We start from the raw sequence: 20,000 nt of genomic DNA, 5'->3' as shown, positions 1-20,000 counted from the left end.
ATCAAGGTGTTATTTTTTTCCTATTTTAATTATGTATAACGCATTAAAAGTAACGTTAATATTCAAGGAATTATCACTAAAATTATGCTCTTTAATCTCGATTGCTGGTTTAAGGTAGTTGTCAATTTTAGATAGTAAACTAGGGTTCCATTCATATTTATCTCTTAATTCTTTAGAAATCAAATGATTAATGTTGCCACTATTTTCGTCCAATGTTTCTATTACAATTAGATATTTATCGTTTAAAACATTATTTTTGAAATTTATATAAACTTGACTATCCTCAAAATTGCTCATAATTGTCTCGCTCTCAATCACTCGCCAATCATAAATAACCAGGCAATAATAATTCTCTATATCAAAAATAGAATAATAACTGTTTTCGTATTTTGGTTTCGAGACATATTCGATAAATTTTTCCAATATAAGACCTAGTGTTGTTTTAAATCCATTTTTATCATATAGATGCATCGCATTAAATGTATGATGATTATCAAAAATGTTTAATCCAAAGCCATCAAAGTTGTGATACAGCGCACTTAATGTCTTATAAATTAATGGAGCACTATTACTTAAATCTCGTTCTTTATTATTAAGCAGTTTATGATTTTCAACATTTAGAAAAATAAGCTTTTCTTGTTCAATATCCAATTCATTAATTACTTGTTTTAAATTTTTAAAATGCAAAATATTTTTCAATAGTAACTCATCACTTTCCCCCATCAAATAAGGGCTACTTAAATTTGCATTATCTATTATTAACGAATCGAATTTAAGTCGCTTTATTTGTGATACTAGTGATTTAAAAACTGAAGGTTTTTCAAATAAACAGGTAATGTTCAATCCTAATTTCACATTCAACATGATGTTATGTAATTTTAATATCATTCGATAAATTGTTCTAATTTCCATCAATGATAAATCAAAAACAAAATGCACTTCGTAATTATTATGATTACTTAATTCGTTTGGAGATATTTGTCTGAAAACACTCATAAAAGCTTCTTCAACAAAATAAGTTGTTTCAATATCATTTATATTAAATGCTATCTTTAGATCACTTTCAATTATTGTTTTAATGATTGTGAATTTTTCTTCTTCGGACATGGTATTTTTACTTTTTAGAATCGATGGCATGATGAAAAAGACAACTTGACTGTTCTTATTCAATAAGGTTTTAAAGATTCCTTCTAAGAAAACTAATTTCATTTCTGTATAAGTATTTATTTGAATAACCGTTTGAAACAATTTAGGTGTTTCAAATTTGTCTTCATCAATATGTATAACATCAGTTAGGTGGTTTTTATAATGTTCAATATAATTCAATATGATTTCTTTTACTTCTTGCACCATTTTGCCTACTAGTGGTTCTGGCTTTAGCATTAAACATTTATTATATTTTGATAAATTACGATATTCATTCGGTGTTATATCCATATAACTTTTAAACATTTTAGAGTAAGTGGAGCTACTACTAAAACCTAAATGCTCACTTATGTTGCTAATAGTACTATCAGTAGTAAGTAGAATTTCAATCGATTTACCAATTTTCAAAGTATCAATATATTTTTTAAAACCCATGCCCATAAGTAAGTGGAATTGTGATGACAAATTTGACTTTGAGACAAATAATTTATCAGCGACACTTTTTAATGTCAATCGTTGATTTACATTTTGATAAATATATTCGAGCTCGTCACGTAAATCACCATAATAGGCATATCGATATTGATTTTGCGCAATCTTTTTATCCATACTTGCTTCTTTTGCAATGATTTTAATAATATCCTGTAATTTTCTAATATCAGCGTCATTGAGAGGTTGATTATCAAGATATCGATAAGTCAATTTTAATAGTAGACATTTCAAATTATAGGATGATTTAATCAACTTTGCTGTATAGTGGTAATTAAAGAAAGTAAAGCCTAATTCCGCAAACCAATCGCTACTCAAATACAACATGATCGTTTTTTTATTATTCTTAATACTAAATACATCCAGATGATTAATAATATATATATCATCTTCAATTATTTTACTTTTACGAAATTTTTGTAGTTCGATTTCCCCGTCAATTGGCCAAAATAAGACTATGCCATCTTGGCAACGCGTTGTCGCATATTCATTATTAGTAAGTATATGCAAGCATGATTTTGCCATAACTTTACCTCTTTCTATATTTAAGTACCACTTTTATCATTCCCTATAATATTTAACTTATTTAATTAAACGTAAATTTAACACAATACGAATACCAAATCAAAAATAAATAAAACTATATAATGGTTAATTTTTAAACTTATATATCAATCATTTAAATATTACAAAAATAGATGTAGTCAGTTTAATTAAACTATCCAATTGAAAACACACTACTTTTTAGTATTTTCAAAATAATTTTAAATGACCACATCTACAACGTATTACTATTATCTTTTGTTAGTTATATATTCATTTTCAATTTAAAAATAAACACTTATTTAAATCACATTCTACTTTTGAGATGAGCTCAAACTAACATTAAATTGTTTATATTATCTATACTTCTTCCTATTAATATTTCGATTTTAAAATTAATACGTAGCTATACTTTACTTTTCTAATAAAAGTGTAATTAGAAAGGCAAGTACACCTGTTTAAAGTTTATCTTCTAAGATTTGTTTACTTTAGAACTATAGCAGTTAATCATTTTAATGATTAATAATATCTTTACAATTAAGGTAATAAATTTTTATTGCTTTATCAGTAAAATCTCTATCTAAATTTCTAATTTATGACAATCGCTCCAATTTAAGGTTGATATTCATTATTGATTATTCCAAAACTTTATACAAATTTCTTTATTAATTTAACTGTTTATCTTCTGAACATATTAGCAAGGTAAAGTATATCCTTAATAATATTCAACAAATTAATAAATAGATTAAATCCCATTTCTCTTGGTGAATAGTCACCTCTTTTTAAACGATTAAAATCATACAAAGTATAAAGTAGAAATAACAACAGACTAACGACGGTAATAATAGTGTAAAAAATAGGATTTTGAAGAAAAATACCAATTAGACTCGCAATAATTAATGTTATTAATGTAACGAATAAATATTTGCCTATACTCGATGCATCTCCAACGAAGAAATAACCAATAATACCAAATGCTATAAATGCAAAAATTGCTAATGCGATATTTTTATAGAAAATATCTGGTCCTAAATTTTGTAAATACGTGGTAAACGTTGCGTATGACAATAAGCCAATCACTACAGCGTAAATATGTGAAATAATTAAACCGAACCGTCTCGCTCTTTCAAAAACAAGTGTTGCTAAAATAATAATCAGTAATCCAAATGACAAGGGTTGTCGCCAACTTAATGGTAAAAACTGACCTAGATAGCATCCTATGCCAAATATAATCCAATAATACATAAAATAAAGCCACACTTTACTTATTGATTGAGCATGCTGGTTTTGATGATAATATGAATGATTTGTATTTTGCGACAAAATAATTCCTCCTTCTACCGTCGTTTTATGCGTCAAATTTTACAGTAAATTTTGCTTCATCAAAAGAAATAACCTTTAACAAGTATAGTAATTTTACATTTTACAATGTTACAAAATATAATTTTTTATAATTAGTTAAAATCACTAAAACGCTTTTATACACTATCAAATCAGCATTTATAAAAATATGAACCGATATCCTAAAATGTTAATAATATTACAAGATAATAACAAACCACACAAAGCTACTTATTTTTGATAATATGGAAATCGTAATATAAAACGAAAACTTAATTTACTATATAAATTGTCTTAATAATTTTTAAAAGTAGTAAAACTTAATTTTAAGGAGGAGTCCCTTTGAAAAAATTAGCATTTGCAATAACAGCAACATCTGGTGCAGCTGCATTTTTAACGCATCATGATGCACAAGCTTCTACACAACATACAGTACAATCTGGTGAATCATTATGGAGTATTGCTCAAAAATACAACACTTCAGTAGAGAGTATTAAACAAAATAACCAATTAGATAACAACTTGGTATTCCCTGGTCAAGTTATCTCAGTAGGTGGAAGTGATGCACAAAATACGTCAAACACTTCTCCACAAGCTGGTTCAGCATCATCTCATACTGTACAAGCTGGTGAATCATTAAATATCATTGCTAGCAGATATGGTGTTTCAGTTGATCAATTAATGGCAGCCAATAACTTACGTGGTTATTTAATTATGCCTAACCAAACATTACAAATTCCTAATGGTGGATCAGGTGGTACAACACCAACAGCTACAACAGGTAGCAATGGCAATGCATCATCTTTTAATCACCAAAATTTATACACTGCTGGTCAATGTACATGGTACGTATTTGACCGTCGTGCTCAAGCTGGTAGTCCAATTAGCACATATTGGTCAGACGCTAAGTATTGGGCTGGTAACGCAGCTAATGATGGTTACCAAGTAAACAACACACCATCAGTTGGTTCAATTATGCAAAGCACACCTGGTCCATATGGTCATGTTGCTTATGTTGAACGTGTCAATGGTGATGGTAGTATCTTGATTTCTGAAATGAATTACACATATGGTCCATACAATATGAACTACCGTACAATTCCAGCTTCAGAAGTTTCTAGCTATGCATTCATCCATTAATTAAATAAATTGTACTGATATATACTAGCAATTCACATCATGTGAGATTGCTAGTTTTTTATTTTTGAAAAAAATTTTCATTTTGGTACAAAAAATTATCTCACCCTTCCCTATCATACTTATTTATATTTTGTATGAATGGTAGTTAGGTAAAAAATAATAACCTACCTATTTGATTAAATTAAATGCATAATATATTAAAAATCAAAATAATGCAACTAAGTTGACTATATAATGATTTAATTTGTTATACCAGTATTTTACGCTTTTTCTTCTACATATACAAATTTATATTAAATAAAGCCCAATACAATTTAGGTTAATTAAACAAGTTGATAACTATTTAATTATTCCTTCATTGAAGAATATAAACTATTAAATCATTATTTTACGCTTACTTATATTTTAATGACCTAACTGTTTATGTTCCATGGAATAAATTTATAACTTAGCCCCCTAATTAAAATGCTTTGTCTTGGTCATTCTACGTAAATTCTATAAAATATGTTATCTACTTACATAAAAAAATGAACTTCAATACCACCATATGTTTGTGATACTGAAGTTCAGTTTAGTTTTATTTTCAATTAGAAAAATAAGTTAAGTATATAGAATAGTAAACCTGCTAACAATGCTGAAATAGGTAATGTAATCACCCATGTAATGATCATTCGTTGCGCAGTGCTCCATTTTACACCTTTAGCTCGGTTAGAAGCACCAACACCTAAGATTGATGATGACACAACGTGAGTTGTTGATAATGGGAAATGTAGCGATGATGCAACAAAAATTGTTAATGCAGATGATAAATCGGCCGCAGCACCATTTGCTGGACGTATTTTCATAATATTACCACCTACAGTTTTGATAATTTTCCAGCCACCAATTGCAGTACCAAGCCCCATTGCTGTCGCACAGGCAAATTTTACCCATAACTGTGGTTCAACACTGCCATCATTCTGTACATTAGCGACAATCAATGCCAACGTAATAATACCCATTGATTTTTGCGCATCATTCGTACCGTGAGAGAATGATTGTAACGCTGCCGTGAAAATTTGGAAAAATCTAAAGTTACGATTCGCTCTTGTTAAATTTGCATTTTTAAAGATAACTTTAAAAATTGAATACATCAAGAAACCAACACAAAATGCGATTATCGGTGAAACGATTAATACAATAATAATTTTTGTGAAACCTTGGTAATGTAACACTCCAAATGAGCCTTCAGATGCGATTGCTGCACCCGCAATTGAACCTATAAGTGCATGTGAAGACGAACTTGGAATTCCGTAAAACCAAGTAGCTAAATTCCAAATAATAGCCGCAAGTATTGCAGCTAACACAACAACTAATCCATTTTCCAATTTAAATGGATCGACAATGTCTTTAGTAATGGTGCCTGCAACGCCCGTAAATGTTAAAGCACCTATAAAGTTCATCACTGCTGCCATTAAAATTGCCGTTTTAGGCGTTAACGCTCTAGTAGATACAGCAGTAGCTACTGCATTGGCTGTATCATGGAATCCATTGATAAAGTCAAATATCAGCGAGAAAATAACTACAGCTATAGTGACGATGATTATATATGACATAAATATATACTCCCCTTAGCTATTTTTCATAATAATAGTTTCAAAATTATTTGCTACGATTTGACATTTATCAGCAATTTCTTCCATGCTTTCATAAATATCTTTTATTTTAATTAATGTGATTGGATCTGTTTCGCTATTGAAAATATGTTTAATTGACTGTCTTAAAATACCATCACAGTTTGTTTCAAATTCTTTAATATTAATTGAATGAATACGCATATGTGATAATTTTTTATCGACTAATAAGCCGACAGCAAGTTTCATTTCTGCAACTGCTTTTTGAATGTTATCAACAAACTCAGCCATATATTCATCTGTGTATTCGATTGAATACATTTCAAACATAGCTGCCGTTTCTTCAATTGCATCTAAAACATCATCAATTGCATCACATAATGATAAAATATCTTCACGTTCAATTGGTGTGATAAATGTTTGATTTAAATCAGTAATTACTTGATGTACTAATTCGTCACCATGTGACTCATAAGTTTTAATGTTGTCTGAGTATGCTTTTAAATCTAAATGTGTATTGAAATCCATTTTACCGAATTCAATAGCAGCACGATCCAGATTGAAAACCATCTCTTCTAATTGAACCATAAACTTATCTTTTTTCTTACTAAACATTTAAAATCCTCCATTTAAGCGATTGTCACCAATCACATTCAGTTATAATTTGTTTCAAATTAAGACAAGTGAATTTACAAACTAATGATACAAATTTGTTATTATCAATCGTCAGTATAATTTTAGTGTACTGATATTAATTTCAAAAATGCCTCACAGTAAACAATTTACTGTATTTGCCCTTATATGAAAATAGCACAAAATTTACAATCCCACAATTCAATTTACAAATTTTTAACAATTCCGAAACTTAACTTTTACATAAAATTTAAATAGTAGTAGGCATTTGTTTTGAAAAAGTTATTTTATAGGCAATTTTTTATCTATACAACTCTAAAAATTGTAAATGGATATAGTTGGGAAATTTGCAACGATACAATATTTATTACATAACTTTTACATATTAAAATACACTTATCTTGTTTAAAACGATCATTGACTCATATATATCTCAATGAATATACTTTTATTTTCTCACATTTAATACAATTTACAAAGTTGAATCCTGTTAATCTTTTCAATTAAAAGCATCACCAATTAAATATATTTCATTCAAAACACTTTCATAATCACTCATACCTTTACTTCATTATTAATATGGTATTTTAACCCAGTATTCAACTATACATGCTAAAAATATAACTTCTCTTCATTTATAATAAAAAGCTTCCAGTATAGTTCGTGAATTCGAATCCACTACTCTACTGAAAGCCATCTGTATATTTTATATGGAATGTCTAATTGTTCGCTTGGAATGATTATAAGCCGTCACTGCAAAAACAGCATACATACAAATGTATAATCCCATTACTATGAAAACCGGTATTTGATTCGTTGTACCCATTAATTTCATATATGCTAATGATGTAAAATATGCATGTGATAGTGCAATAACTAAAGGTAACCCAAAATTAAACATAATTTTAAACTTTAGTCCCCTTGCCATATCTTTTTGTGTAAATCCAAGCTTTCTCAATATACTATAATTCTCTAACTCATCTTCGGTTTCATCTATTTGCTTAATGTATATAATGCAACATACAGCAATCAAGAATGTAATACCTAAAAATGATGTTACAAATAATAATATTCCGGTTAAACTTGATATTGAGCTTATCGCTTCACTTCTTGTTTTAATAGATTTATCAACTTTATTTTTCACTTTTTCTAATGCTAAAGCATCTTTTTTATGTTTCAAATCGAATCCAAATTGAGAGACGATATGCTTTGCTTTTGTATACTTTCTTATTTCTTGATAGTCTTTGTCATTTAAGACAAACGTTGGTCCACCTAAATCAACATCTGTCATAAAATAGATTTTATTAATATCTTTCCGTAACTTAATATTAACATGATGTTTTTTCGTTCCTATAATTGCCTTACCATGCTTCTTATGTTTCACTAAATCTTTGATAGAACCTTCCGCTACAAACAAATCAGCTTGTCCACGTTTCAAATCAGTATTAGGGATATATTTATCACTAGTAATTGTTACATTGTATGGTTCTTTCGCTTTTACATCAAATAAATTATCTTTATACAATTTCGTATGAATTACTTCTTTATAATTATAAAAATGAGGAATTTTTTGATTGTTTAATTCACTTGCTAATTGATTAGCTTTTTGTTGGTCTTTAATTGTAACGTCGTGTGGTGCAGTATATTTTATTTCACTTGATAAGGACGCTCTACTTATAGCAGCAAAGCAAAGAACTGAAACAGTAATCGCTGAAATGATTGCCATGACCGTAAGTGAAAAAGCATTTTTCTTAATACGATACATAATAGATGATGAGAACATGACATCATTTACACTTATAACACCTTTTCTAAACTTCTTCACCATTTTAAAAACTAGAGAAACAGAGCTTTTAAAAAATAAGTATGCCCCAATCACAGTTGACAATAAAATAAACATAAGTATACCGATAGAATCATAATATTGAACAATGTTCAAAGATAGATAGTATCCTGTGGTAATCAATACTATACCTAAGATGCCTAAAACAACCTCTTCAAATGTAATTTTATTATGATTTGTTTCTTTAACCTGGTTATTCTTTGACATCTGTGAAATAGATTGTTTGAACACTAATATAAAATTTTGAGCAGAGGTTAAAAAATAAGCGACACCGATTAACATTAATGTTTCAAATACCGCCCTCAAACTAAAAATAATTGGAACCTTTTCTTTAATTCCTAATAATGTAAAGACAATCATTAATAACAGTTTTGAACCAAAAATACCAATAATAATACCTAATATTGCCGTAATTATAAATATTAGTAATTGTTCGAGCATTAGTATATAAATAATGTTGAATTTAGATAAACCTAATGTTTGATATAATGCAAGCTCATAACTTCGTCGTTTAATAAATAACACATTGGCATATAACAAAAATGCAATTATGATGAAAAATAGAAAGTAGCTTCCGACTTGTGAGCCTTCCTTAATAATTGGATATGACTCTGTCATGTTTAGTTTATGCGCGTATTTTAATGCTACAAAGCTAAAATACAATACTACACTCGTAATTAATGAAAAAAGATAGATGGCATAATGTGATAAATTTTGACGGAAATTTTTAAATATTATCTCGTTAAAGGTCATAATTAACGCCACCTAAAACACTTTGTACACGTATTATTTCTTTGAAAAAGGTATGTTTATCGTCATCCCCTTGGTATAATTCAGTGAAAATTTGACCATCTTTTAGCATCACTACTCGATTGGCATAACTTGCTGCAACAGGATCATGCGTTACCATAATAATTGTAGACTTAAATGCTTCATTCATTCTTGTTAATCGTTTTAATAAATCTTGAGTACTTTTAGAATCCAGTGCACCTGTTGGTTCGTCAGCAAATATAATAGAAGGTAATGTAATAAACGCTCTTGCAGCAGATGTTCGTTGTCTTTGTCCACCAGACAATTCAGAAGGGTATTTATCACTAATATCCAATATATTTAATGCTTCTGCTACTTTTTCATAACGATTTAACATATGTTCTTTATCTAACTTCTGAACCGTTAGTGGTAACATTATGTTTTCTTTAACAGTCAATGTATGCAGTAAATTATACTCTTGAAAAATAAAACCAATATCATGCTTGCGTATATCAGATAATTCCTTGTTTGAAAGCTTTTCTAATTTTTTTCCTTTTAATGTAATAGAACCTTGTGAAATATAATCAATTGAACTTAAAACATTTAATAATGTCGTTTTCCCAGATCCAGAGGGACCCATAATAGCAATAAACTCGCCTTCTTCAATAGACATATTGATATCTCGCAACACTTCTTGTGCCATTTTTTTAGTTCCATATATTTTTGTTAATTGTTTTACTTCTAAAATTGCCACTTTAACACTCCTATAATTTATCTTAACTTCATTTCCTTTAGGCTTTGGCACTTGTATCTTCAATTTAACATATGACTAACATCTATCTTATTATAACGTTGAAGCTGCATTGATGTATCAATTCTAAGTAACAAAACGCATGTTTAAAATGACAAATTTGTCACTTCCGACATGCGTTCAACAATTTCATTTTGTAATGGGAAAATCAATCTGACAGTTGTCCCCTTACCAACAGTCGACGTGACTTGCAGGTGAATACCTAATTGATCCTTTACACTATTTACTAAATATAGACCCATACCTGAAGACGTCGTTTCATTTCTGTTAGCCGTTGACGTAAATCCTCGTTCAAATATTCGCGGCATATCTTTTTTACTAATACCTCTGCCATAGTCTTTAATATATAACGAAACATGTTGATCATTTAATTCTGTCCCAATTTCAATATTAAAATTCTCACTATATTTCAATGCGTTTGACAAAATCTGTCTAATAATCATACGACACCATTTTGTATCTGTATAAACATAATCATCCACTTTAAAGTCAACATCAAAACCAATACCTTTAACCTGACTAATATGTCTTGTTAATTGTATTTCATCAATGACCATGCGTTTAAGTGACACGTAATCAAAATACATATCTTTGCGTTGAGATTCTAATCTAGTAATATACAGCTGTGTATCCAGCATCGAGTTTATACGAGACCATTCATATAGTAATGCCTGTTTTCTTTCTTGATTTTTTTCTTGATCAATTAATAATTTCATGGCTGTCACAGGTGTTTTTATGTCGTGCACAAATTCTGTAATGGTTTGTTCATGCATGTTCAATTGTAACTGTTGCTCAACAACCTTTTCTTTGTGCGCTGAGATTTGACGATATAAATAATCAACTGTATGACGTTGAAATGGCGTTTCCGCTAAATCTTTATGTTTAATTTCTTCTATTTCTTTATCTTTGTCAAAATGCTTATATAATTTTACTTCTTTAAAATATGTCAATATAAGAAAAATCATTGTTAAACTTAAATTCAAAGAAACAATATAAAATAAACTGTCTATTGGAAAATCATAATCGATTAGACTAATGCCTAACATAAGCAAGTTTAAAAACAATATCCAAAATATCCAGTTCATGCGAGATTTCAAAAAATAAGCTACCCATTTCAAATTATTCATGAGCCATATATCCTTTTCCTACTTTTGTTTCGATTGCACTATCCATACTAATTTCAGATAATTTTTTTCGTAAACGATTCACATTTACTGTTAACGTATTATCACTAACAAATGCTTCATCATCCCATAATGCAGTGATAATTGTATCTCTCGAAACGATTTGATTTTTTTTGGTAATAAGAATTTCTAATATAATCATTTCTGTTTTGGATAGAAAAATCGTATCGTCACCTTTTTGTATACTATCTTTTGATAGATCAACGACAGCATCTTGCCAAGTCAATGTACGTTTTTCTTCAGCTGTAAACTCATAGACACGACGATAAATCGCTTGTAATTTAGCAATTAATACATTGGTATAGAAAGGTTTTTGCATATAATCATCTGCGCCAAGTTCCATACTCATCACTTGATCCATTGGATTATCACGAGATGATAAAAATAATATTGGTACGTTGGAAACTTCTCTCATTTTTCTGCACCAATAAAACCCATCATATTTAGGTAATTGAACATCCAATATAACAATTTCAGGATTAAAACTTTCAAATGTATCCATTACTTTGCCGAAATCTTCAATACCAGCAACATTAAAATCCCATTGTTCTAATTCTTTTTTCAATTCTTGAAACAAAGTATTGTCATCTTCTACTAGTAGTATTTGCATCCATATCACCCAATATCATTTAGTATATTTCATATTTTCTCCTGATTTTAATCGACTTTGAAAATCTTTAATCCGGCAGTCAACTTCAAAGCCATGAATCATCATTTTTTGCATTGGTGCTTGTATAAAGTAATAAATCGGCCAAAATAATCGAGGGATATAATCGTATAGATGTATATAAACGACTGCCGACTCTTTGATTAATCTAAATTCTAACTTCCCTTGATTAACTGTGTATTTTTTCACTAAACTTCCACTCAATAAAATTAAAGTTATTATTCCGTCAGCTGTTTCTTCTATTTTAAATACTGCGAGCGGTCGCACCTTATTCTTAATATATATCTTAAATTGATCATGTGATTTTTCTGTTTTCACAAAAGTTCCTTTAGTGTAACCCATCCATGCAATAAAATGGTTTACAACGTTCTTTAATGTCCATCCCTTTGGTAAAACTACCTTCATCGTTGATCTAACATCATCATACTTTGAAACTTGTAATTCTACATTAACTAAAGAACGTTTAAAAACTAAATTTGTTGTTTCTACAGGTGTGCCATATGCACCTAGGCGTTCAATTGTTTCATTATCATAACGACTCCCAGGTATGTAGATTACTTTTTTTACTTGATTGATAGCCGCTGCTCGACCAAAATTATCTGCTGCGATTAATGTTAAATCTCTTGCTGATGATTGTGTTATTTTGGCAGAATTCTTTGTTGGGTCGATAAAGAATACAGCAATATCTATTTGATTCATTGCTGCAACAACCTGTTCGTAATGAAATATATCACACTGAATCCAAGTCATTTCAACATCATCTGTTTTTTTATTGTCTGGATATTTTGATATAGTAAAAAGTTCAGCATCATTTTCAATCACTTCACTTAAATACTTACCAATATATCCTGTTCCACCTGCTAATAAAACTTTAGGTTTCATCTAAAATACTCCTTTAAACTGTAACCAAAAAACATATTACTCCACCTTTTAGTTACATATATATTATAATAGTAGCAAATGTTTTAAAATTTCAAAATACTGGAGGCTTTTTATGGCCCATATTATACGTAGAGTTAGTATCAAAGATGTAGAAAATTTCATTTCAATGTTAGCGAAAATATACGACGAATCTCCGTATATGTTCTACACACCAGGAGAATATGATCCTAGCGTCACGTCGGCTAGTAAACAATTAGAAGAATATATCACTTCTCCACATAAAGTCATCTTTGTTGCTGAAAGTGATGAACAACTCGTTGGCTTTGCCTTTGTTAATACGACACCATTTCAACGCATTAAACATGTTGCTAAAATTGATTTAGGTGTAAAGAAATTATATCAACATCGTGGAATTGGCCAAGCACTTCTTGATGCCATTATGGCTTGGTGTTTAAACAATCAAATACACCGAATTGAAGCAAATGTACCACTCAATAACCAACCTGCCCTCGAGCTTTTTAAAAGTGCCGATTTTCAAATCGAAGGCGTTTTAAAAGATAAGTTATTTATCGATGGTAAATATTACGATGACTATATGATGGCTAAAATTCTTAATTAAAGCTATTTTATCATAATCTTGTATCAGAATCGCATAACAACGAATTTAATGGTTACCTAATACATTACTCATACTTATCAATGTCATCTAATCTTAAATGAATGCGTATACTCTTATTCATTTATCAAATTTAAATTCAAAATAAAGCACCACTAATGTGTAATTGATCAACTATCAACTACGATTAGTAGTGCTTTATATATGTTGTTTAGTTTTCCTTACTATAAAAATCTTCGAGTCTAAAATCTATATCCGGTAATTTTTCATATATCTTATCCTGATACTGATTGTTTTGATTGTAAGCTTCTTCAGTAATTAACCTACCTTTACGCTTAATTCCATAATCTTGTACGAATAAATTATTATTTCTATTTATTTTGTAATATGGTACAACATTCGCACTAAATTTTACTCGTTGATGAATAAGTTCCATTGCCAATGCATAGTATTTATTTGTCTCATATAACCATAAATGATCTATTGATACACCTGAAACAAATACATCTTTTAATAATATCCTTACATTCGGCTTAAATGTGCTATGTCTATCTAAATAATTTTTAAACAAAACACGTTGTATACGTCCAGTAACCATAACGCGTTTATTTTTAAATGGTTTTAATGCTGACCTTGTCATTCCCTTTCACAACCTTATTTCAAATCACTTCGTGCTCAATCTATATTTTATTTTTTCTTTTGAATTCTTTTCAATTTATAAATTTATTATATCATGTACACACTGTTTTTCGACAATTTAGTTGTAAAAAGTTATTTTCAGGTTCAAAACAAATTAGTTTGTAAAATAAATGTCACATCATAATAGGGTGAGATAGAAATGATAAAGAACCGCTAACAATTTATTATATCTCAGACTCTTACACATTAGCCCCACATGTTTTAAATTCTTCGTTTTCAATTTGAAGATCTTAAATGTTGCTTAAGTAATAAATTACTACTGTTTATCATTAGTTTAAAGGATTTAACGGTAATTCATTACTCGGATTTTCCATTTGTGGTTTCTCTTCAGTTTGAATACCACTAGAAGATGTATTACGACTTAAGAAAAGTAACACTTTTTTGATGTTATCTATCGATTCAGGTTTATTAAGGTGAAATTGATACTGATGATGTAAATGATGCGTACCATCATAAAACAAAGTATCTACTGGTACATTCAATTCTTGTAATTTCTTACTGAATTCTATATTTTGACTTTCGAATGGATCGCTATCTCCAACAGATAAAAATGTTGGTGGATAATTTTTTGTCGATTGTTTTACTGTCGACATTTGTGAAATATTTTTAAAGCTCTTTTCCCAATCTTCTTCGCCAGTATAACTTTTCATAAATAACTGTATTCTTGGAAACTCAGTTTCTCTAACTGTTTGCATATTATAAAAACCACCAAATAGTATAGCACCTTTAATTTGCGATGGTTTGAATGACTGATCAAATTTCATGGCTTCTCTTAAGCGATCATTCGTCTGTATTGCCGTAAATTGGCTAGCTAATTGAGCACCTGCAGAATCACCGCCAATAATTACTTGATTAAAATCAATAGGTAAATTCATTTTATTTTCTTTAATGAATTGAGTTGCTTGATTCATTTGAATTAATGGTGTGGGATATTTATATTGTGGCGCCAATGCATAATTTACATTCACAACAATGTACCCTTGTTCAGCAATTTTCGCTAATAATGGGTTTTTATACTGCTTATCACCCGCAATATAACCACCACCGTGCATCCAAAAAATAACTGGCAGTTTGGCATTAGAAGACATATCAACAGGTGTAATAATATCTAATTTACTGTTAGGGAAAACTCTATTGTATGTAAGGTTTTGATAAATGCGCACATTTTTATTTTTAATATTAATTTTGTCTTTATTAGCATGGTTCTCATTTGTAATTTGGTCATAATGTTGTTTCAGATGAAATGCTAACAATACACTGATTACAGTTATAAAAAGCGCAGTTATCATCGTCCATTTATTATCTTTATTCATTACATCGTACCTCTCTATTTGTTAGACGCTCATATTAATAGACTGAATAAATATAAAAAGCAATTCGCCCGATAAGAGTAGAGACGAATTGCTTTTAAGGTTAAAACAAAGTGATTCAATTGTAAAGTTTCGGATATCCATCATATGATATTAAGCAATATGTTTTTTATCCGCATTTTTACGTTTGAAATATTTAATAATTACAGCTACTACAATAAATAAGCCTACATATCCCATAATTGTATATAACTTATTAATTAATTCAGCAAATCCTACGAAACTTAATAAATAACCTGCTACCATCATTATAATAATAAAGATATGATAATTTTTACTGTATGGTTCTGTAAAACGTGCTGCAAATGAATACATTAGTCCTAGAATAGTATTATACATAACCGCCAGCATAATAACAGATAACACTGTTGCTATTAAAGGATGGATATTATTTGCTAACGTCAATGTTGGAATTGAGGCATTTTTAATAGTTGGATATTCACTTTGCAATGCAAAGTTGATCAATGCTAGTAATACAGTATAGATAATACCACCATACATCGCGCCTGCACCTGACACTGTACGCTTTTCTGTATCCCCACCGATTGCTACGATGGTACTAAAACCTACAGAAAAAGCTAATCCACCATATATTGTACCAAACCAGATTCCCTTCCAAATACTTGCTTCAGGCACTACTTGGTTAACTTCTGCTAGTGAAACATGACCTTTAAATAAATAAACGCCAGCGATTAATACAACTAAAACAATTAAAAATGGTGTAACGATACCAAGTGCACGTACTATTTTATTAAAGTCTAATAGCAACGTAATATAAATCGCTAATGTCATAATTAAAGCACCTAGCCATGTAGGTATGTTATAACTTTCTTCAAATGTTGCGCCTGCACCAGCTATCATGGTTACAGCTATACCAAATAAGAAGAAGATTAAAATATAATCAAAGACTTTACTAAACTTTTCACCGAATACGTATTGTAATGTTGATTCATGGTTTGTCGCTTCAAAGGCAGTACCAATTTTTGCTACTTGGCGCCCAATAAAAGCTAAAATAAAACCAGATATAATAACACCTAAATAAGCCCACAAGCCATATTTAGTGAAAAATTGCATAACTTCTTGTCCAGTTGAAAATCCTGCGCCCACTACAATGCCGACGTAGGCAAATCCAATTTTTGTTGCTTCTTTATTCATCATCATGTGAATAATAGACCTCCTTAATTTTGCACAGTGTGCATTATAACGTACTGAAAATTAATTGCAAGTCGCATAGGTTATTTTTCACTTTTTCAAAATTGCTCAATCCATTCACATTATCACGTTCAATGACATTTAAAAAAATTATAAATTTATGCTTTTATAATGCAGTCATACGAACTTTTGTATAGGAAAATTGATTAATTATTGTGCTTCTTGAATTTCGTAAATTTAGTTAAATTTCGAAGAATACATATCAAAATCTCTCAGTTAACAAGGTTTAAACCATATATCGTATGTTCTTTATTAAAATGTATAAATTTATAAAATGTTGTATAAAAACCATTTGTGCACACAAGTATACTTCGTTAGTTTTTAAGTATTAAAAAAGGCTGGAACATATGTCCCAACCCAACCAAATGTTAAAACTATTATTAAGCTAATATAATTGAAATGTAATTAACGTGCATTACGTTGGTGTAATTCATTTATATCAACAACAACGTTGTCCATACGTTTGGCAGTGTCTTTTAAGACGTTACGAGCAACATTATTATTAGGATCTAATTTTAAAATTTGCTTGGCGATATCAAAAGCCTTCTTATCTGAAATAACAGGTGTTGGTATCGCATGCAATAATAACATTTGTAACAAACTTTTAACTTCTTTGCCGTCAGTAAGTTTTATGGAAGCGTCTGCATGATAATAAGCAGAATCCAAAGCACCTTCATATTCACTTAGTGGATACACAAGCAATAAAAATGCTAAGTCATGCATTTCAGATGATTCTTCGTACTTAATCATATCTAAAATACATGTATAAAACATCATACTTTCTACTTCATGCGCACTTGAAATATATGCTTCTTCAAATTCCATAAAATCTGTTTCGGACATCAATTGTCGTACTAAATCAAACTCGCCATTCAATACATGTTTTTTTATAAGGTGTTGCATGGCAATGTCCTCCTATTTCTCCAGATTTTATTAAACATTTACATATATACTATCATATTTTTTATAAAGTTTCATTTGAAAAAGGTTTACATTTTTCATTATTAGTAAATTTTAACTAAAATGATTGTTTGATTTCTGCTAATGCATCATCAATTGAACCGCCGATTGATAGCTTTACTGCTGCGATAAAACTGCCTTCAACAATTGGTGCATCAACTTTTAACACACGATGATTACCATCATACATTTCAATTGCCATATCTACATTCATTTCTGAAGATCCAATATCGTAAAAACACAATGCATCATCCTCTAATTTAGTCAAAACTTCTTGGATGATATCAAATGAAGTTCCAATTGAACCATCTGGTAATCCCCCGATTGGTATAATATCAACGTCACCTGCCATTTGCTTTAACAAAGATTTTGTACCACTTGCAATTTCTTTACTGTGGCTAACAAGTATAATTTTAGGCATTATCTTCATCTCCAATCAAAGCGTTTAAAATATAAACCATACTTTGAGCACCTGGATCAATATAACCTTTTGATTCTTCTCCAAAATATGCAGCTCTACCTTTCGTTGCTACCATATCTTTTGTATTATCTGCTAATTGCTGTAAATCATTGAATGTTAAAGTTTCACCATTTTCAAGCTTCTCTGCTGCTCGCGCTACTACATCATACATTGTCTTTTCATTTAAAGTAACTTTACCACGTGATTCAACCGCTTCGGCAAATGCCTGAATTAGTGTAATGAAATCTTGATTATCCATATCATCTTTGGTGACTGCAGACATTTTAACAAAGCTAAAGCCATACAGTGGTCCTGATGCACCCCCAACATTTGACATCAATGCCATACCAGTCGATTTGAACAATGATTGCATTGAGCTATCATCAAGTTTGTCTTTAAGACTACTAAACCCACGAACCATGTTAACCCCGTGGTCACCATCACCAATTGCTCGATCTAATTCAGTTAATTCAGATTCATGTTTTTTAAACGTTTCTTCTAAATTTAATAAACGTGCTTTCATATCATTCACTTTCATTTGTGCCACCTCATAAATGTATATTTATTCATATTCACTTCTTATTTAAAGTATTGACTTGTTGTTGGTGCTAAAAATGCTTCCAAATATTCTGGTTTATTAGGCACGATAGTTATAGAAAAACCTTGCATGTCTAAAGATGTCATATAATCACCAACAAACCATTTAGCAACATTAACCGTTCTTGCAGCTAAATTTTGTTGAATATATTTAGTTACGATATTTAATTCAGATAACGGCGTACCACCCATACCATTTACCATTAATATGACATCATTGGCAGTAACTTCTTTATACAATTCGTCTAACAATGTTCCAACAATATGATCAATATCCTTTACTTCTTCCCTATGAATACCTTTTTCACCATGTATACCAATACCGATTTCCATTTTGTCGTCTTCAATATCAAAGCCATATTTTCCAGTAGTTGGAACAAGCGGTGGCTCAATTGCCATACCAATACTTTTAATTTCAGGTAACAACGCTTCTACACGCGATTTTATCTCTGTTAATGAATAACCTTTTTCAGCAAGATAACCGGCAAGCTTATGAACAAACACTGTTCCTGCAACACCACGACGTTGTACTTCGTTTGTCACAGCAATGTCGTCACGAACAATAACAGTTTGAACATTTATACCTTCCATTTCTGCAAGCTCTTGTGCCATTTCGAAATTCATCACGTCACCTGCATAGTTTTTTACAACTAGTAATACACCATCACCAGTATCTACTGCTTTAATAGCTTCTAATATTTTATCAGGTGTAGGTGATGTAAATACTTCGCCACAAACCGCTGCATCTAGCATACCTTCTGCAACAAAACCGGCATGCGCAGGTTCATGTCCGCTTCCACCTCCAGAGACTATTGCTACACCATGTTCTTTCTTAGCTTTTTTTACAATAACTGTATTAGCAATCAGATCTAACTCTGGGTGCGCAATTAACAATCCTTCAAGCATATCAGTTAAAAATGTTTCTTTTTTATTGATTAACTTTTTCATCATGTTGTACCTCCTTGGTATTATCAGTCATAGTATAAAACAGAATAAATGAATGCGCTATCATAAAGAATTAACCTGATACCGTTATCAAATATA

18 protein-coding genes are annotated in these 20,000 nt (G+C 30.1%); 2 read left to right on the top strand and 16 right to left on the bottom strand.

What is annotated here, in order from left to right; translation table 11 throughout:
- Positions 1–9 precede the first annotated feature (9 nt).
- Positions 10–2,160 carry a helix-turn-helix transcriptional regulator gene (locus NSS86_RS01985; protein ID WP_001129749.1) on the bottom strand — a complete coding sequence of 717 codons (2,151 nt, stop codon included), beginning with the start codon at positions 2,158–2,160 and terminating at the stop codon, positions 10–12.
- A 696-nt stretch (positions 2,161–2,856) separates the two neighbouring features.
- The gene (locus NSS86_RS01980; RefSeq protein WP_000081602.1) at positions 2,857–3,501 is read right to left on the bottom strand and encodes a Bax inhibitor-1 family protein; all 645 of its coding nucleotides are present in this window, start codon (positions 3,499–3,501) and stop codon (positions 2,857–2,859) included.
- Between the two features lie 360 nt (positions 3,502–3,861).
- Between NSS86_RS01980 and NSS86_RS01975 the strand changes: the two genes are divergently transcribed.
- Positions 3,862–4,659, top strand: coding sequence for a LysM peptidoglycan-binding domain-containing protein (locus tag NSS86_RS01975; RefSeq protein WP_000731644.1), 798 nt, complete (start codon positions 3,862–3,864; stop codon positions 4,657–4,659).
- Positions 4,660–5,246: 587 nt separating this feature from the next.
- Here the strand turns inward: NSS86_RS01975 and NSS86_RS01970 are convergent.
- The 7 genes from NSS86_RS01970 to graX all read right to left on the bottom strand — a co-directional run bounded on the left by NSS86_RS01970 (position 5,247) and on the right by graX (position 13,042).
- Positions 5,247–6,254, bottom strand: a complete 1,008-nt coding sequence (locus tag NSS86_RS01970) for an inorganic phosphate transporter (RefSeq protein WP_000120368.1) — start codon at positions 6,252–6,254, stop codon at positions 5,247–5,249.
- A gap of 15 nt (positions 6,255–6,269) precedes the next feature.
- Positions 6,270–6,887 carry a DUF47 domain-containing protein gene (locus tag NSS86_RS01965; RefSeq protein WP_000491755.1) on the bottom strand — a complete coding sequence of 206 codons (618 nt, stop codon included), beginning with the start codon at positions 6,885–6,887 and terminating at the stop codon, positions 6,270–6,272.
- A gap of 724 nt (positions 6,888–7,611) precedes the next feature.
- Positions 7,612–9,501, bottom strand: a complete 1,890-nt coding sequence (gene vraG / locus NSS86_RS01960) for an ABC transporter permease VraG (protein ID WP_000143615.1) — start codon at positions 9,499–9,501, stop codon at positions 7,612–7,614.
- Positions 9,491–10,252 carry an ABC transporter ATP-binding protein VraF gene (gene vraF / locus NSS86_RS01955; RefSeq protein WP_000985996.1) on the bottom strand — a complete coding sequence of 254 codons (762 nt, stop codon included), beginning with the start codon at positions 10,250–10,252 and terminating at the stop codon, positions 9,491–9,493. The genes vraG and vraF overlap by 11 nt, the downstream gene beginning before the upstream one ends.
- 143 nt (positions 10,253–10,395) lie before the next feature.
- Complete coding sequence (gene graS, locus NSS86_RS01950; RefSeq protein WP_001061264.1) at positions 10,396–11,436, bottom strand: histidine kinase GraS/ApsS; 1,041 nt, start codon at positions 11,434–11,436, stop codon at positions 10,396–10,398.
- A complete protein-coding gene (gene graR, locus NSS86_RS01945; RefSeq protein ID WP_001166500.1) occupies positions 11,429–12,103 on the bottom strand; it encodes a response regulator transcription factor GraR/ApsR in 675 nt (224 codons plus the stop codon). Before graR ends, graS begins: the two co-directional genes overlap by 8 nt.
- Positions 12,104–12,118: 15 nt before the next feature.
- A complete protein-coding gene (gene graX / locus NSS86_RS01940; RefSeq protein ID WP_000802955.1) occupies positions 12,119–13,042 on the bottom strand; it encodes an auxiliary protein GraX/ApsX in 924 nt (307 codons plus the stop codon).
- A gap of 112 nt (positions 13,043–13,154) precedes the next feature.
- Between graX and NSS86_RS01935 the strand changes: the two genes are divergently transcribed.
- Positions 13,155–13,661: a GNAT family N-acetyltransferase gene (locus tag NSS86_RS01935; protein WP_000940129.1), complete on the top strand. Its 507-nt coding sequence runs from the start codon at positions 13,155–13,157 to the stop codon at positions 13,659–13,661.
- A gap of 208 nt (positions 13,662–13,869) precedes the next feature.
- Here the strand turns inward: NSS86_RS01935 and NSS86_RS01930 are convergent, their stop codons facing one another.
- The 7 genes from NSS86_RS01930 to dhaK all read right to left on the bottom strand — a co-directional run bounded on the left by NSS86_RS01930 (position 13,870) and on the right by dhaK (position 19,907).
- On the bottom strand, positions 13,870–14,298 hold the full coding sequence (locus NSS86_RS01930; protein WP_000198504.1) for a hypothetical protein: 429 nt from the start codon (positions 14,296–14,298) through the stop codon (positions 13,870–13,872).
- A gap of 328 nt (positions 14,299–14,626) precedes the next feature.
- Positions 14,627–15,670, bottom strand: a complete 1,044-nt coding sequence (locus NSS86_RS01925; RefSeq protein WP_001030772.1) for an alpha/beta hydrolase — start codon at positions 15,668–15,670, stop codon at positions 14,627–14,629.
- A gap of 150 nt (positions 15,671–15,820) precedes the next feature.
- Positions 15,821–16,888 carry a membrane protein gene (locus NSS86_RS01920; RefSeq protein ID WP_000980137.1) on the bottom strand — a complete coding sequence of 356 codons (1,068 nt, stop codon included), beginning with the start codon at positions 16,886–16,888 and terminating at the stop codon, positions 15,821–15,823.
- A gap of 456 nt (positions 16,889–17,344) precedes the next feature.
- Positions 17,345–17,842, bottom strand: coding sequence for a hypothetical protein (locus NSS86_RS01915; RefSeq protein WP_001164085.1), 498 nt, complete (start codon positions 17,840–17,842; stop codon positions 17,345–17,347).
- A gap of 115 nt (positions 17,843–17,957) precedes the next feature.
- Complete coding sequence (gene dhaM, locus NSS86_RS01910; RefSeq protein ID WP_001124167.1) at positions 17,958–18,320, bottom strand: dihydroxyacetone kinase phosphoryl donor subunit DhaM; 363 nt, start codon at positions 18,318–18,320, stop codon at positions 17,958–17,960.
- The gene (dhaL, locus tag NSS86_RS01905) at positions 18,313–18,897 is read right to left on the bottom strand and encodes a dihydroxyacetone kinase subunit DhaL (RefSeq protein ID WP_000867201.1); all 585 of its coding nucleotides are present in this window, start codon (positions 18,895–18,897) and stop codon (positions 18,313–18,315) included. The genes dhaM and dhaL overlap by 8 nt, the downstream gene beginning before the upstream one ends.
- A 41-nt stretch (positions 18,898–18,938) precedes the next feature.
- Positions 18,939–19,907 carry a dihydroxyacetone kinase subunit DhaK gene (dhaK, locus tag NSS86_RS01900; protein ID WP_000976269.1) on the bottom strand — a complete coding sequence of 323 codons (969 nt, stop codon included), beginning with the start codon at positions 19,905–19,907 and terminating at the stop codon, positions 18,939–18,941.
- Positions 19,908–20,000: the final 93 nt, after the last annotated feature.

Source organism: Staphylococcus sp. FSL W8-0056, from assembly GCF_037963075.1.
Taxonomy (GTDB): domain Bacteria; phylum Bacillota; class Bacilli; order Staphylococcales; family Staphylococcaceae; genus Staphylococcus; species Staphylococcus aureus.
This window is presented reverse-complemented; position numbering and strand designations above follow the sequence as displayed.

What these genes read in the sequence shown, in the direction of transcription:
- NSS86_RS01985 (WP_001129749.1), bottom strand. Translation starts at nt 2,160, where the DNA reads ATGGCAAAATCATGCTTGCATATACTTACTAATAATGAATATGCGACA.
- NSS86_RS01970 (WP_000120368.1), bottom strand. Translation starts at nt 6,254, where the DNA reads ATGTCATATATAATCATCGTCACTATAGCTGTAGTTATTTTCTCGCTG.
- NSS86_RS01965 (WP_000491755.1), bottom strand. Translation starts at nt 6,887, where the DNA reads ATGTTTAGTAAGAAAAAAGATAAGTTTATGGTTCAATTAGAAGAGATG.
- vraG (WP_000143615.1), bottom strand. Translation starts at nt 9,501, where the DNA reads ATGACCTTTAACGAGATAATATTTAAAAATTTCCGTCAAAATTTATCA.
- graS (WP_001061264.1), bottom strand. Translation starts at nt 11,436, where the DNA reads ATGAATAATTTGAAATGGGTAGCTTATTTTTTGAAATCTCGCATGAAC.
- graR (WP_001166500.1), bottom strand. Translation starts at nt 12,103, where the DNA reads ATGCAAATACTACTAGTAGAAGATGACAATACTTTGTTTCAAGAATTG.
- graX (WP_000802955.1), bottom strand. Translation starts at nt 13,042, where the DNA reads ATGAAACCTAAAGTTTTATTAGCAGGTGGAACAGGATATATTGGTAAG.
- NSS86_RS01935 (WP_000940129.1), top strand. Translation starts at nt 13,155, where the DNA reads ATGGCCCATATTATACGTAGAGTTAGTATCAAAGATGTAGAAAATTTC.
- NSS86_RS01930 (WP_000198504.1), bottom strand. Translation starts at nt 14,298, where the DNA reads ATGACAAGGTCAGCATTAAAACCATTTAAAAATAAACGCGTTATGGTT.
- NSS86_RS01925 (WP_001030772.1), bottom strand. Translation starts at nt 15,670, where the DNA reads ATGAATAAAGATAATAAATGGACGATGATAACTGCGCTTTTTATAACT.
- NSS86_RS01920 (WP_000980137.1), bottom strand. Translation starts at nt 16,888, where the DNA reads ATGATGATGAATAAAGAAGCAACAAAAATTGGATTTGCCTACGTCGGC.
- NSS86_RS01915 (WP_001164085.1), bottom strand. Translation starts at nt 17,842, where the DNA reads ATGCAACACCTTATAAAAAAACATGTATTGAATGGCGAGTTTGATTTA.
- dhaM (WP_001124167.1), bottom strand. Translation starts at nt 18,320, where the DNA reads ATGCCTAAAATTATACTTGTTAGCCACAGTAAAGAAATTGCAAGTGGT.
- dhaL (WP_000867201.1), bottom strand. Translation starts at nt 18,897, where the DNA reads ATGAAAGTGAATGATATGAAAGCACGTTTATTAAATTTAGAAGAAACG.
- dhaK (WP_000976269.1), bottom strand. Translation starts at nt 19,907, where the DNA reads ATGATGAAAAAGTTAATCAATAAAAAAGAAACATTTTTAACTGATATG.